The organism is Pseudomonas sp. IT-P395 (assembly GCF_949767675.1).
In the GTDB taxonomy this organism is placed as follows: Bacteria; Pseudomonadota; Gammaproteobacteria; order Pseudomonadales; family Pseudomonadaceae; genus Aquipseudomonas.
In genome coordinates this window covers 13020-26086 of sequence record NZ_CATKPW010000044.1, presented here as the reverse complement: position 1 = coordinate 26086, position 13067 = coordinate 13020, and the positions used below count along the sequence as shown (strand labels likewise).

The 13067-nt window shown below is 60.7% G+C and carries 13 protein-coding genes; 6 read left to right on the top strand and 7 right to left on the bottom strand.

The features are described 5' to 3' along the window. Positions 1 to 60 precede the first annotated feature (60 nt). Positions 61 to 258: a cation transporter gene (locus ACM6IN_RS20600; RefSeq protein WP_007914683.1), complete on the top strand. Its 198-nt coding sequence runs from the start codon at positions 61 to 63 to the stop codon at positions 256 to 258. Between the two features lie 87 nt (positions 259 to 345). After that, a complete protein-coding gene (locus tag ACM6IN_RS20595) occupies positions 346 to 1548 on the top strand; it encodes a multidrug effflux MFS transporter (protein ID WP_007914685.1) in 1203 nt (400 codons plus the stop codon). A gap of 7 nt (positions 1549 to 1555) precedes the next feature. Here ACM6IN_RS20595 and ACM6IN_RS20590 read toward each other — a convergent pair whose 3' ends face one another. The 3 genes from ACM6IN_RS20590 to ACM6IN_RS20580 all read right to left on the bottom strand — a co-directional run bounded on the left by ACM6IN_RS20590 (position 1556) and on the right by ACM6IN_RS20580 (position 3227). Further along, positions 1556 to 1729, bottom strand: coding sequence for a hypothetical protein (locus ACM6IN_RS20590; protein ID WP_007914687.1), 174 nt, complete (start codon positions 1727 to 1729; stop codon positions 1556 to 1558). Positions 1730 to 1889: 160 nt separating this feature from the next. Further along, entirely contained in the window at positions 1890 to 2903 is a 1014-nt protein-coding gene (locus ACM6IN_RS20585) for a zinc-binding alcohol dehydrogenase family protein (RefSeq protein WP_007914689.1), read from the bottom strand. Positions 2904 to 2933: 30 nt separating this feature from the next. Continuing rightward, positions 2934 to 3227 carry a putative quinol monooxygenase gene (locus ACM6IN_RS20580; protein ID WP_007914690.1) on the bottom strand — a complete coding sequence of 98 codons (294 nt, stop codon included), beginning with the start codon at positions 3225 to 3227 and terminating at the stop codon, positions 2934 to 2936. 119 nt (positions 3228 to 3346) lie between these two features. On the opposite strand from ACM6IN_RS20580, the gene ACM6IN_RS20575 reads away from it, so the two are divergent. The 3 genes from ACM6IN_RS20575 to ACM6IN_RS20565 all read left to right on the top strand — a co-directional run bounded on the left by ACM6IN_RS20575 (position 3347) and on the right by ACM6IN_RS20565 (position 6837). Beyond that, positions 3347 to 4276 carry a LysR family transcriptional regulator gene (locus tag ACM6IN_RS20575; protein WP_123376368.1) on the top strand — a complete coding sequence of 310 codons (930 nt, stop codon included), beginning with the start codon at positions 3347 to 3349 and terminating at the stop codon, positions 4274 to 4276. 317 nt (positions 4277 to 4593) lie between these two features. Next, positions 4594 to 5328 carry an ArsR/SmtB family transcription factor gene (locus ACM6IN_RS20570; protein ID WP_007914692.1) on the top strand — a complete coding sequence of 245 codons (735 nt, stop codon included), beginning with the start codon at positions 4594 to 4596 and terminating at the stop codon, positions 5326 to 5328. Between the two features lie 126 nt (positions 5329 to 5454). Beyond that, a complete protein-coding gene (locus tag ACM6IN_RS20565; protein ID WP_414916622.1) occupies positions 5455 to 6837 on the top strand; it encodes an MFS transporter in 1383 nt (460 codons plus the stop codon). Between the two features lie 118 nt (positions 6838 to 6955). Here the strand turns inward: ACM6IN_RS20565 and ACM6IN_RS20560 are convergent, their stop codons facing one another. The 3 genes from ACM6IN_RS20560 to ACM6IN_RS20550 all read right to left on the bottom strand — a co-directional run bounded on the left by ACM6IN_RS20560 (position 6956) and on the right by ACM6IN_RS20550 (position 10171). Next, positions 6956 to 7909 (bottom strand): adenosine deaminase, encoded by a 954-nt coding sequence (locus ACM6IN_RS20560; protein WP_007914694.1) that lies wholly within the window; start codon positions 7907 to 7909, stop codon positions 6956 to 6958. A gap of 80 nt (positions 7910 to 7989) precedes the next feature. Continuing rightward, entirely contained in the window at positions 7990 to 8955 is a 966-nt protein-coding gene (locus ACM6IN_RS20555) for a 2-oxoglutarate and iron-dependent oxygenase domain-containing protein (protein WP_095114405.1), read from the bottom strand. A gap of 142 nt (positions 8956 to 9097) precedes the next feature. Next, positions 9098 to 10171, bottom strand: coding sequence for a BMP family ABC transporter substrate-binding protein (locus ACM6IN_RS20550; protein ID WP_007914696.1), 1074 nt, complete (start codon positions 10169 to 10171; stop codon positions 9098 to 9100). A 274-nt stretch (positions 10172 to 10445) separates the two neighbouring features. Here ACM6IN_RS20550 and ACM6IN_RS20545 point away from each other — a divergent pair, with 274 nt between their 5' ends. Further along, a complete protein-coding gene (locus ACM6IN_RS20545) occupies positions 10446 to 11537 on the top strand; it encodes a calcium:proton antiporter (protein ID WP_007914697.1) in 1092 nt (363 codons plus the stop codon). A 52-nt stretch (positions 11538 to 11589) separates the two neighbouring features. Here ACM6IN_RS20545 and ACM6IN_RS20540 read toward each other — a convergent pair whose 3' ends face one another. After that, positions 11590 to 12948, bottom strand: a complete 1359-nt coding sequence (locus ACM6IN_RS20540; protein WP_007914703.1) for an 8-oxoguanine deaminase — start codon at positions 12946 to 12948, stop codon at positions 11590 to 11592. Between the last annotated feature and the right edge of the window lie 119 nt (positions 12949 to 13067).

The window sequence follows — 13067 nt, the reverse complement described above, 5'->3', positions numbered from 1 at the left end:
TGACCTTGCCATCGTGGCAAGCTCGAAAGTGGCGGCAACCTCACTCAAAGGAGTCATTCCATGCAAGTGTTCAACGTTCAAGGCATGTCCTGCGGTCACTGCGTCAAAGCCATCACCAACGCCGTGCAGGCCAAGGATCCGGCGGCCAGCGTGCGGGTCGATCTGGCGGCGAAAGAGGTCGGCGTCGAAAGCGCCATGAGTGCTGATCAGGTCATCGAAGCGATTCGCGAAGAGGGATATGAGGTGAAGCTCGTCTGAAATTGATCGTTAGCGAGCTATCGGAATGTTCAAGGCGTCCGGGCGCGGCTAGACTGTCGGGCTGCCGACTTGCAACCTGGATGCCTGATGAACTTCCGTACCATTCTGATTCTCGGTGCCTTGACCGCCTTCGGGCCCTTGGCCATCGACTTCTATTTACCCGCATTCCCCTCGATGGCGCTGGCGTTCGGCACCGACGAGAAACACGTGCAGATGACGCTGGCGGCATATTTCGCCGGGTTGTCGATCGGCCAACTGGCTTATGGGCCGGTGGCGGATCGCTTTGGCCGACGCATCCCGTTACTCGTCGGGCTTACGCTGTTCACCCTGGCATCGCTCGCCTGCGCTTATGCGCCGAACCTGGAATGGCTGATCGGCGCACGTTTCGTCCAGGCGTTGGGCGGTTGCGCGGGGATGGTGATTTCCCGGGCGGTGGTCAGCGACAAATGCGACGCGGTGGGTTCGGCGAAAGTCTTCTCGCAATTGATGCTGGTGATGGGCCTAGCGCCAATTCTGGCGCCGATGCTCGGCGGTCTGCTGGTCAACACCACAGGCTGGCAGTCGATCTTCCTTGTGCTGACCGGGTTCAGTGCCTTGGCCGGTTTGGCCGTGGCGCTGGGGCTGCCGGAAAGTATGCCGGCGCACATGCCGCGCCAGCCGTTGTCCGGCGCCCTGCGCCAGTACGGGCGCTTGCTCAAGGATCGGGTTTACCTCGGTCATGCCCTGACCGGTGGCATCGCCATCGCCGGGATGTTTGCCTACATCGCCGGCTCGCCGTTTATCTTCATCAAGTTGTATGGCGTCCCGGCCGAACATTTCGGCTGGCTGTTCGGTACCAATGCGGCGGGCTTCATTCTGGTGGCGCAGGTCAATGCGCGGATGTTGGCCAAACGCGGCCCGGCGTTCCTGCTGTCGAGGGCAGTGTGGGTGTATTTCGCTGCCGGGCTGGCGCTGCTCGCGGTCAGCGCAATGCATACCGAGTCCTTGTGGCCGCTGCTGATTCCACTGTTCATCTGCGTGTCGAGCCTGGGCTGCATCAGCCCCAACGCCGCTGCCTGCGCGATGAACGGCCAGGGTGCGCGCGCCGGCAGTGCCTCGGCGCTGCTCGGCTGCATGCAATTCAGCGTCGCCGCCGGCGCTTCGGCACTGGTGGGGGTGTTGCACGACGGCACAGCCGTGCCGATGGCGATTGTTATCAGCCTGTGCGGCTTGCTGGTGGTGTGCGTGGCGCTGCTCACCCGCCGTCTGCAGAATGCCCGGGCACTGGCGCAAGCTCAGGCCGAGGCATAAAACAGCCTCAGCCGGCAGCGCGCTGCTGGCTGCGGTCGGGAATCTGATGGGGCGCGCACAGTCGCGCTTCGAGGGTGCGGGTGAAGGCCAGTGCTTCGGCTTCACTGCGGAATGTCACTGCGTGTTGGTCCAGGCGAACCTGCCATTGAGACTTTGCCACTTCTTTTATCAGGATCTTCATTGCTGACCTCCCTTGCGTAAAAGATGTATCGCAGAGGCTTCGATTGTAGACCTGAATACGATCGCAATTGTGACAACGGTCAAGCATCGGACTGACGGCAAACAACAGCGCAGCCCCGCCGACTGCTCTAGGTCCGGCGAAGGCTGCGCTGTGCGGTTTTTTAGAAACCTTCTAAAACAATTTTCCCCTTGGCTTTGCCACTTTCCAGCAGCTCATGAGCACGACGCAGGTTCGCCGCGTTGATCGTGCCGAAGTGCTCGCCCACCGTGGTCTTCAACGTCCCGGCATCAATCAGCTGCGCCACGCGGTTAAGCAGTTTGTGCTGTTCGATCATGTCCGGCGTCTCGAACAGCGAGCGGGTGTACATGAACTCCCAGTGCAGCGACAGGCTCTTGCGCTTGAGTTTGCTCACGTCCAGCGACTTCGGATCGTCGATCAGTGCCAGTTTGCCTTGCGGCGCCAGCGCTTCGACCAGTTGATCGAGGTGCTGTTCGGTCTGGGTCAGGCTGGCGACGTGGGTCACGCTGTCGATCCCGGCGCGCTTGAGCTCTTCGCTCAGCGGCTGGCTGTGATCGATGACGAGGTCGGCGCCCAGTTGTTTGACCCAGTCACGGGTTTGCTCACGGGATGCGGTGCCGATGACTTTCAGGCCGGTCAGTTGCCTGGCCAATTGCGTGAGGATTGAGCCAACCCCGCCGGCCGCGCCAACGATCAGCAAACTCTGATCTTCGTTGGTTTTGCCTTCGCGGATTTGCAAGCGTTCGAACAGCAATTCCCATGCGGTGATCGCGGTCAGCGGCAGTGCGGCAGCTTCGGCAAACCCGAGAGATTTCGGCATATGGCCGACGATGCGCTCATCGACCACGTGCAGTTCACTGTTGCCGCCGGCACGGGCGATGGAGCCGGCGTAGAAAACCTTGTCGCCAGCCTTGAACAGCGTCACTTCGCTGCCGACAGCCTTGACCACACCGGCGACGTCCCAGCCCAGCACTTTCGCTGCAGCGTTTTCCGGTGCCACGTTCTGCCGCACTTTGGTGTCGACCGGGTTGACCGAAATGGCTTTGACTTCCACCAGCAGGTCGCGCGGGCCGGCGACCGGTTCTGGCAGTTCGATGTCTTGCAGGGATTTGGCGTCGCTGATCGGCAGGGAAGCGTAATAGGCAATGGCTTTCATAAAGGGCTCCGTACAGTTAATAGAAGAAGATCAGGCAATCACGCCAAGGCGCTTGAGCTGGAAGTGTTCGATGGTGTGGCCGGCAGTGGCCTGGAAGTTCTGAAAGTGCGCGCTGTTGTTGTGCGCCTCAAGAATCGCTTCGCTGGCCCAGTGTTCGATCACATAAAACACCTGCGGGTCGGTGAGGTCGCGGTGCAGGTCGTACTGGCTGCAACCGTGTTCGGCGCGGCTCGGTTCAACCAGGGCGCGCAAGCCCTGTTCGAGAAGATCCTGTTGACCGGGTTTGGCAATCAGGGTGGCGATAGCGGTGAAAGGCTGGGACATGCTCGGCTCCAGAGAAGCGGGATGAATGCGATGGAGTGATGATTGGCTATTTCTCTGCGAGATAAAACCGGCTAAAAGAGCAGTCTCTTTCAATATTTTTTTGATAATCGAGGCTGATCATGCTGCGTTTCGATGACTTGCAGTTGTTTGTCCGGGCGGCGGATCTGGGCAGTCTGTCGGCGGCAGCGCGGGTAATGGACATGTCTGCGGCCGTGGCCAGTGCGGCGTTGAAACGGATCGAACAGCAACTCGGCGCGCGGTTGCTCGCGCGTTCGACCCGCAGTTTGCGTCTGACGGCCGAAGGTGAAGGCTTTCTCGAATACGCCCGCGCGGCGTTGAGCCATCTCGATGAAGGCCGGCGCTTGCTGGCCAGCGGCCAGGATCAGGTCAGTGGGGTCTTGCAGTTGTCGGCACCTTCGGACTTCGGCCGCAATCTGTTGCTGCCATGGCTCGACGCGTTCCAGCGCGAACACCCGAAGCTGACCGTGCGTTTGCTGCTCGGCGACCGCATTGCTGACCTGTTCCGCCAACCGGTAGACATCGCCTTGCGTTATGGCGAACCGGAAGACTCAAGCCTGGTCGCCTTGCCCATCGCCCCGCATAACCGTCGTGTGCTGTGTGCCTCGCCGGCATATCTGGCCCGGCACGGCGAACCGCGCCAGCTCGAACAACTGGCCCAGCACAACTGCCTGCTGTACATGCTCGGCAGTCGGGTGCATGACCATTGGAGTTTTCATGACGGCAAACGTGAAGTCGGCCTGACCGTCAGTGGTGACCGTTTCAGCGATGACGCCGACGTGGTGCGCCTGTGGGCGGTGGCCGGCGCCGGAATTGCCTACAAGTCGTGGCTGGACGTGGGCGCCGATGTGCTCGCCGGGCGTCTCAAAGTGCTGCTGCCGGAGTTGCTGTGTGAGCGCGCACCGCTGAATTTGTTGTGCGCCCATCGCGCTCAATTGAGTAAGCCGGTGAACCTTCTGCGGGAAATGCTCGCCAGCCGATGCGCTGATTTGAGTAGTCAATTTCCCGCTTTTTCGGAAGTTGATCATTAGTCGCAGGTAAATAGAGAAATTTCTGTCAGGAACAATCACCACCTGCGCAGGCCCCGGCGCGGGACGCGGGAGCTAACCCGCTTATACTAGCGCCCGCCTCATGCCAGCACCGACACCCCGGCCCGGAGACCCTCGCACCGCGTCGCCAGTATTCGAGTGATGGTCGCGCAACTGCTGCGGGTTCTGTGCTGGAGCAGGCTGCGTCACTGGCCTGCCTTGTCCCGGTTCATGGCGATTTTCGCGTCTTGGCCGATGACTCATTACCGGCCAAGATGTCTCCGAGCAGTAGACGATACGATTCAACAGGGAGTGAACACATGGAACATGCACCTTGCATCAGCCAGATCGCCACGTTGCTGGCCGACCCCAAGCGCAGCGCGATGATGTGGGCGTTGATGGATGGCTCGGCCCGGCAAACCGAGGAGCTTGCGCTACTGGCAGGGCTGTCGCCGTCGTCGGCCAGCGCGCACTTGGCGCGGCTTTCCACGGGTGGTCTGTTGAAGGTCGAAGTCCGCGGTCGCAAGCGGTTTTTCCGTCTCTCGGCACCGGAGGTCGGCGCTGCAATAGAAGCGTTGGCCAGCGCTACCATTGCCAGTGCTCCAAGGGACATTCCCGAGGTATTCAAACGCACCACCCCCATGGCCAAACCGCAGACCGCGCCGTCCTCACTGTTGCGTGCGCGTTTTTGCGATGACCATCTGGGCGGTACGCTGGCGGCGGATCTGTATCAGCGGCTGCTTGATGCCGGTTGGATCGAACAGCTTGAGCAACGCGTCGTGGTGACCCACAAGGGGGCGAAATTGTTGGCTGGGCGCGGTGTGTTCATTCAAGCGTTGGCCCATCGCAACGTACAAGTGGCGTGTGCCTGTCCGGACTGGAGCGAGCGTCGTCCGCACATGGGAGGCTCACTGGGTGCCGCGTTGCTGCAGTTGTTCATGCAGTCCGGTTGGCTGACCCTGCCCAACGATTCCAGAGCCTTGCAATTGACGGCCACTGGCCAACGGGAACTGCACCGCTTCGCCAAGGAAACCGAACTGGAAATGGCGTTGTAGAGCACTCGCATTCGACGTCAGCACTTCTGGCGTCGTCCACGACTGCGAACAGGTCGCATCCAGCAGCAACGCCTGAGCGCTATCGCGCACACTCGATCCGGGGATATTTCGGATGGGGGAGGCGGCATGGACACACACGGCTACAGCGCGGCGGAACGCTTGGAGCGACTGCCAATAAGCGGTTATCACCGGATCATTTTCATCATTATTGCTCTGGCGTTTTTCTTCGACTCCATGGACCTGGCGATGATGACGTTCCTGCTCGGCTCGATCAAAGCCGAGTTCGGCCTGAGCAGTGCGCAAGCGGGGCTGCTCGCCAGTTCGAGCTTCTTCGGCATGGTGCTGGGAGCGTCGCTGTCGGGCATGCTCGCCGATCGCTTCGGGCGCAAACCGGTGTTTCAGTGGAGCATCGTGCTGTGGGGCGTGGCCAGTTATCTGTGCTCGACGGCGCAAACGGTCGAGATGCTGACACTGTTCCGCATCCTGTTGGGGATCGGCATGGGCATGGAGTTTCCCATCGCCCAGTCGATGTTGTCCGAGCTGATTCCGGCGCAACGTCGCGGTCGTTACATCGCGTTGATGGACGGCTTCTGGCCGCTCGGCTTCGTCGCTGCTGGCGTGCTGTCCTACTTTCTGCTGCCACTGATTGGCTGGCGCGACATCTTTCTGGTGTTGGCCGTGCCGGCAGTGTTTGTGCTGGCGATCCGCTTTTTCATTCCCGAGTCACCGCGCTGGCTGGAACAGGCGGGGCGCGATGACGCTGCGGACAAGGTGTTGAACGGCATCGAGGCGCGGGTGCGCAACTCACTGGGCGGTGCGGCGCTGCCGGAACCGATTCGTTTGCCGCGCACTGCGACGCCGCCGGGCAACTTCTTTTCGGCGCTCAAACAGATCTGGTCGCCGCAGTATCGCCAGCGCACCACGATGATCTGGAGTCTGTGGTTCTTTGCGCTGCTTGGCTTTTACGGGCTGACGTCGTGGCTCAGTGCGCTGCTGCAACAGTCGGGTTTCGCAGTGACGCAGTCGGTGTATTACACGGTGCTGATTTCCCTGGGCGGGATTCCCGGGTTTCTGATGGCGGCGTGGCTGGTCGAGCGCTGGGGGCGTAAACCGGTGTGCATCGTCACGTTGCTCGGCGGCGGGGTGATGGCGTTTCTGTATGGGCAGAGCGCGGTGTTTGGCGGCAACGTTGCGCTGCTGATCAGCACCGGGCTGTTGATGCAGTTTTTCCTGTTCGGTATGTGGGCGGTGCTCTACACCTACACGCCGGAGTTGTATCCGACGTCGGCGCGGGCGACAGGCTCGGGCTTCGCCTCGGCAATTGGCCGCGTGGGGTCGCTGCTCGGGCCGTTGGTGACCGGGCTGGTGTTCCCGATTACCGGGCAGGGCGGGGTGTTTGCGCTGGGCGCGGCTTGCTTTGCGATAGCGGCGGGGGTGGTGTGGCTGTTCGGGATGGAGACGCGCGGGAAAACCCTTGAAGAGCTGACTGAAACCCAATCTATCGGCTAACACCGATCCAATGTAGGCCTTCGCCTGCTCGCGATAGCGGAGTGTCAGATATAGATTTTTTAGCTGACACCCTGCTATCGCGAGCAGGCGAAGGCCTACAAAGGTTTTGCGGTGTTGCTTATGGCTTTACCAGTCGCGCATCCAGGCTGTTCTGCGCCAGGCGCTTGGCCTGATCCTGGGTCATGCCCAAATGCTCATGCAGTGCGTAGAAGTTCTCGGTCACGTAACCACCGAAGTACGCCGGGTCATCGGAGTTCACCGTAACCTTCACGCCACGCTCGAGCATGTCGAGGATGTTGTGCTGCGACATGTGATCGAACACGCAAAGCTTGGTATTCGACAGCGGGCACACGGTCAGCGGGATCTGCTCATCGATGATCCGCTGCATCAGGCGCTCGTCTTCGATGGCGCGCACGCCATGGTCGATCCGCTGGATCTTCAAAAGGTCGATGGCTTCCCAGATGTACTCCGGCGGGCCTTCTTCGCCAGCGTGGGCGACGGTCAGGAAGCCTTCGTGGCGGGCACGGTCGAACACGCGCTGGAACTTGCTCGGCGGGTGGCCCATCTCGGAGCTGTCGAGACCGACCGCGACAAACGCATCACGGAATGGCAGCGCTTGATCGAGAGTTTTCTCGGCTTGTTCTTCGCTGAGGTGGCGCAGGAAACTGAGGATCAAACCGCTGGTGATGCCCAGTTGTTGCTCGCCATCCTTGAGTGCCGCGGCGATGCCGTTGAGCACCACTTCGAACGGGATGCCCCGGTCGGTGTGGGTCTGCGGGTCGAAGAACGGTTCGGTGTGAATCACGTTCTGCGCCTTGCAGCGCAGCAGGTAGGCCCAGGTCAGGTCGTAGAAGTCCTGCGAGGTGCGCAGCACATCGGCACCCTGGTAATACAAGTCGAGGAATTCCTGCAGGTTGTTGAAGGCGTATGCCTTGCGCAGGGTTTCCACGTCATTCCACGGCAGGGCGATCTTGTTGCGTTCGGCCAGGGCGAACAGCAGCTCGGGCTCCAGCGAGCCTTCCAGATGCAGGTGCAGTTCAGCCTTGGGCAAGGCGTTGAGCCAGTCGTACATATTCTTTTCTCATCAGGTGCAATGGCGGCATTCTACAGATGCTCGCCGAAACAATTGGCAAAACCTGACCAAGCGATCCATCAAACGGCTTCCTGCTCACGGCGATAAGCGTAGGTATCGGCGAAGCGCGACAGCAGGAATTCGGCGCAGGTGGTGGTCGGATACTTCGCTGGGTGTTGTGCGTCCTGACAACCGGGCAGGCATTCGATGCGCGTGTCCGGGTGCGGCTCGGCGAAGAACGGCATCGAATAGCGATCGACCCCGAGCGGACTGATGACGCGGTGCGGCGTCGAGCGATAACGGTCGTTGCTCCAGCGCGCCATCATGTCGCCGAGGTTGACCACGAAAGTGCCCTCAATCGGTGGCGCGTCGATCCATTCGCCTTTGACATTCTTCACTTGCAAGCCACCGGCGCTGTCCTGATAGAGCAGGGTGACGCAGCCGTAATCGGTGTGCGCGCCGGCGCCTTGCTGCTCGGCGGAGCTGGCGGTGTGGCGCGGTGGGTAATGGATCATGCGCAGGACGCTGACGGGGTCGTTGAAACGGCTGTCGAAGAAGTCGCGCTCGATGCCCAGCGCGAGAGTCATTGCCCGCAGCAGGGTTTGGGCGAGAGCCTGCATGTCGAGGTAATGCTGTTCCATCAACTCGGCCCAGCCGGTTTGCGCCGGATGACGGTTCGGCCCGCGCAACGGTTTTCCGGCGAGTACGTCGGGATGGTTGGCCGGCAGGTGCAGGCCCATGTCGAAGGTTTCTTTGAGGTCGCTGGGTTTGCTTGGGTCGAGTTGCTCGGTGGCGATCGCACCGTAGCCGCGATGGTGGCGGGTCTGGGTGATGTCGATCTTGAGTTTTTCCGCTGCGGGCAGAGCAAAAAAACGCTGAGTCTGATCGAGCACCGCGTCGATGCGTTGCGCCGAAATCGGGTGACCCTTGATGTAGAAAAAGCCCCACTCGCGGCAGGCGTGGTCGATTTGCCCGGCCACGGCGGGCCAGGCGTTTTCATCGTCGCTGTAGAGCGGGCTGATATCGATGATCGGAAGCTGATCCATACACAATCCTTGAGAGCGCTGAAGATCAAATGTAGGAGTGAGCCTGCTCGCGATAGCGGTGTATCAGGCGACACTTTTGCTGAATGACCCACCGCTATCGCGAGCAGGCTCACTCCTACAAGGGATGGTGGTATGACTGAAATTACTTCGGCATCTCAGCCTTCATGCCTTCAACGTAATAGTTCATCGACGCCAGCTCCGCATTCGTCGCGCTCACGCCTGCGGGGATTTTCTCCACGCCGGCCTGATCCTTGATCGGCCCGGTAAACGGCTGCAACGCACCGCTCTTGATGTCGGCAATGAGTTGCTCGGCCTCGGCTTTCACCGGCGCTGGCACCAAGTCACTGATCGGCAGTTCAACCGTGCCTTCCTTCAGCCCGCCCCAGTAGTCCTGGGATTTCCAGGTGTGGTCGATCACGCTTTGCGTCGCCTGAATATAGTGCGGCGCCCAGTCGTTGACGATCGAGGTCAGCACCGCTTTTGGCCCGAAGTGCGCCATGTCCGAGGCATAACCCACCGCGTACACGCCACGACGCTCAGCCGCCTGAATCGGCGCCGGGCTGTCGGTGTGCTGGAACACCACGTCGACGCCCTGATCGATCAGCGCGTTGGCCGCGTCGGCCTCCTTGCCCGGATCGAACCACGAGTTGACCCACACCACTTTGATCTCGGTGCCGGGGTTGTATTTGTTCAAGGCCAGTTGAATCGCGTTGATGTCGCGGATCACCTCGGGGATCGGGAACGAGGCGACGTAACCGATCTTTTTGGTCTTGGTCATCTTCGCTGCGAGAAAACCGCCGACGTAGCGACCCTCGTAAGTGCGCGCCAGATAGGTGCCGAGGTTCTTGTCCTGTTTGTAGCCGGTAGCGTGTTCGAAGGTCACCTTGGGAAATTGTTTGGCGACCTTCACGGTCGGGTTCATGTAGCCGAAAGAGGTGGTGAAGATCAGATCGTACTTGTCCTTGGCCATGTTGCGGATCACCCGCTCGGCGTCGGCACCTTCGGCGACGTTCTCGACGTAGTTGGTGGTGATCTGATTGCCGAATTTCTCCGCGAGTGCCTTGCGCCCCTGTTCATGCTGATACGTCCAGCCGTGGTCACCGATCGGGCCGATGTAAACGAAACCGACCTTCAGCGGATCGGCAGCGCTGGCGCTCAGGCTGATCCCCAGACCGAGGGCGGCGCACAGCAGTTTGTGCAGCGGACGTATTTGCATGAATTGGAGCTCCATTTTGTTGTGTGTGGTCAGGGCCAATGCAAATTGCTGACCAACAGGACAACAAACAAAAAAGATCGCAGCCTTCGGCAGCTCCTACATGGGAATGCGCAACCTGTAGGAGCTGCCGAAGGCTGCGATCTTTTCAGCACCAGGACCAACGCAGTGCAAGTCCGCGAGTTCACGCCATCGCTTGGTGCGCTAAGGTGTAACGAAACGTTAGCGCCGCTCCGCAGTCAGTAGCTCATTCGCTCTCTTCGGCAAAAGGCCCGCCATGCTCACCCTCCTCAAGCAAGAAAGCTTTCTCCTGCTGGCAGTTATCGCCGCGTGCGTTGCCTATCCGTTGGAACACTGGATGCTGCACAGCGGCCAGATCGTCGCGCTGACTGCCGGTCTGGTGCTGATCGCCTTCATCGTCGCCGCCTCGATGCGCGTCGCCCATCACGCCGAATTGCTCGCGGAAAAAGTCGGCGACCCTTACGGCACGATGATCCTCACGCTTGCGGCCGTGCTGGTCGAAGTGGTTATTCTGGCAATCATGATGAGCAACGAAGCGTCGCCCACGTTGGTGCGCGACACGATCTATTCGGCAGTGATGCTCGATATCAACGGCATCCTCGGCCTCGCTGCGCTGATGGGCGGGATCAAGCACGGCGAACAGTCGTACAACGACGATTCCGCGCGCAGCTACAGCGTGATGATCCTCACCGCCATGGGCGTGTCGATGGTGGTGCCGGAGTTTATTCCCGAGGCCAACTGGAAGATTTATTCAGCGTTCACCATCGGCGCGATGGTCGTGCTTTACGCGTTGTTTCTGCGCATGCAGGTCGGCCCGCACAGTTACTTTTTCAGCTACAGCTACCCCGACAAACGCCGCAAGAAAGAACCGCAGGACGCGCAGGCAAAAGCACCGAGCATCGGTCTGTCGATCGGCATTCTGGTGTTTGGCATTGTGGTGATCGGCGCATTGGCCGAGGTAATGTCGAAGACCCTCGATCTGGGCCTGGAAGGCACGGGTGCACCGCCGGTGATCACGGCGATTCTGGTGGCGGCGATATCCGCAGCGCCGGAGATTCTGACCGCGTTGCGCGCAGCATTGGCCAACCGCATGCAGTCGGTGGTGAACATTGCGATGGGCGCGTCACTGTCGACGGTGATTCTGACGGTGCCGGTGATGGAGGCGATGGCCCTGTACACCGGCCAGCCGTTTCAGATGGCGATGACGCCGGTGCAGACGGTGATGATCTTCATCACGCTGATCGTTAGTGCGATCAACTTGAATGACGGCGAAACAAATGCCATCGAAGGCATGACGCACTTCGTGCTGTTCGCGACCTTCATCATGCTGTCCCTGCTCGGTCTCTGATGATTGATCGTTCCCACGCTCCGCGTGGGAACGATCAGATGGGGAGGGGGGATCAGGTACCTGCGATCAGCTGCCGAGCCGCCTGGCTGTGATCGGCAATCAGGCCTTTCAGATCAAGCCCTTCAACCTGCCCATCGACCACACGCCACTTGCCACCAATCATCACCCGATCCGCACGATCCGCGCCGCACAGCAGCAGCGCCGAAATCGGATCATGGCTGCCCGAGAAGCGCAGCTCATCGAGCTTGAACAGCGCCAGATCCGCCTGCTTGCCCACGGCAATCTCACCGATATCGGTACGGCCCAACAAGCTCGCCGAACCCTTGGTCGCCCAGCCCAATACGCGTTCCGGGGTGATCTTCTCGGCGCCGTAACGCAGACGCTGGATGTACAGCGCCTGACGCGCTTCGAGAATCATGTTCGACGCATCGTTGGACGCCGACCCATCCACGCCCAGGCCAAACAACGCACCCGCGTCAGTCAGATCGATACTCGGGCAGATGCCGGAAGCCAGACGCATGTTCGAGCTCGGGCAATGGCAAATACCGGTGCCCGCCTCGCCGAGTCGAGTGATTTCGTCCGGGTTGAAGTGGATGCCGTGGGCCAGCCAAGTGCGCGGGCCGAGCCAGCCGACGCTGTCGAGATAATCGACGGTGCGCAGGCCGAAACGCTGCAGGCAGAAATCCTCTTCGTCGAGGGTTTCCGCCAAGTGCGTGTGCAGACGCACGTCGAGCTTGTTCGCCAGTTCGGCGCTGGCCGACATGATTTCCGGGGTCACCGAGAACGGCGAGCACGGCGCCAGGGCGATCTGGATCTGCGCGCCGTCGCCACGTTCGTGGTACTCGTGAATCAGGCGCTGACTGTCGTCGAGAATCACCTGGCCTTCCTGCACGGTTTGCTGCGGCGGCAGACCGCCGTCCTTCTCGCCGAGGCTCATCGAGCCGCGTGTGAGCATGGCGCGCATGCCCAGTTCGCGGACGCTTTCGACTTGCACATCGATGGCGTTTTCCAGACCGTCCGGGAACAGGTAGTGGTGGTCGGCAGCGGTGGTGCAGCCCGACAGCAGCAGTTCGGCCAAAGCTACTTTGCTGGCGAGGGCGAGTTTTTCCGGCGTCAGGCGCGCCCACACCGGGTACAGGGTTTTCAGCCATGGGAACAACGGCTGATTGACCACCGGCGCCCAGGCGCGGGTGAGGGTTTGATAGAAGTGATGGTGGGTGTTGATCAGGCCCGGCAGGATCACATGCTCGCGGGCATCGAACACTGCATTGCACGGCGCCGACGGCTGTTGGCCAGCGGCGAGGACTTCGACGATGACACCATCTTGCACGACAAGACCGCCACGGGCATCGAGCTCGTTGGAAGTGAAAATGGCGAGGGGATTTTTTAACCAGGTACGGGTCGCGGGCATGTTGCCGGCTCCTCTGAAAATGGGGTTCAGGGTTGCCAGCTCAGTGATGCCCTGTCTGCTGATCCAGGGTCGCCGCGAGGGACGAGGTGCGCAGTTTCAAACAAATTGCCACGCCGGGC

What these genes read in the sequence shown, in the direction of transcription:
- ACM6IN_RS20600 (WP_007914683.1), top strand. Translation starts at nt 61, where the DNA reads ATGCAAGTGTTCAACGTTCAAGGCATGTCCTGCGGTCACTGCGTCAAA.
- ACM6IN_RS20595 (WP_007914685.1), top strand. Translation starts at nt 346, where the DNA reads ATGAACTTCCGTACCATTCTGATTCTCGGTGCCTTGACCGCCTTCGGG.
- ACM6IN_RS20590 (WP_007914687.1), bottom strand. Translation starts at nt 1,729, where the DNA reads ATGAAGATCCTGATAAAAGAAGTGGCAAAGTCTCAATGGCAGGTTCGC.
- ACM6IN_RS20585 (WP_007914689.1), bottom strand. Translation starts at nt 2,903, where the DNA reads ATGAAAGCCATTGCCTATTACGCTTCCCTGCCGATCAGCGACGCCAAA.
- ACM6IN_RS20580 (WP_007914690.1), bottom strand. Translation starts at nt 3,227, where the DNA reads ATGTCCCAGCCTTTCACCGCTATCGCCACCCTGATTGCCAAACCCGGT.
- ACM6IN_RS20575 (WP_123376368.1), top strand. Translation starts at nt 3,347, where the DNA reads ATGCTGCGTTTCGATGACTTGCAGTTGTTTGTCCGGGCGGCGGATCTG.
- ACM6IN_RS20570 (WP_007914692.1), top strand. Translation starts at nt 4,594, where the DNA reads ATGGAACATGCACCTTGCATCAGCCAGATCGCCACGTTGCTGGCCGAC.
- ACM6IN_RS20565 (WP_414916622.1), top strand. Translation starts at nt 5,455, where the DNA reads ATGGACACACACGGCTACAGCGCGGCGGAACGCTTGGAGCGACTGCCA.
- ACM6IN_RS20560 (WP_007914694.1), bottom strand. Translation starts at nt 7,909, where the DNA reads ATGTACGACTGGCTCAACGCCTTGCCCAAGGCTGAACTGCACCTGCAT.
- ACM6IN_RS20555 (WP_095114405.1), bottom strand. Translation starts at nt 8,955, where the DNA reads ATGGATCAGCTTCCGATCATCGATATCAGCCCGCTCTACAGCGACGAT.
- ACM6IN_RS20550 (WP_007914696.1), bottom strand. Translation starts at nt 10,171, where the DNA reads ATGCAAATACGTCCGCTGCACAAACTGCTGTGCGCCGCCCTCGGTCTG.
- ACM6IN_RS20545 (WP_007914697.1), top strand. Translation starts at nt 10,446, where the DNA reads ATGCTCACCCTCCTCAAGCAAGAAAGCTTTCTCCTGCTGGCAGTTATC.
- ACM6IN_RS20540 (WP_007914703.1), bottom strand. Translation starts at nt 12,948, where the DNA reads ATGCCCGCGACCCGTACCTGGTTAAAAAATCCCCTCGCCATTTTCACT.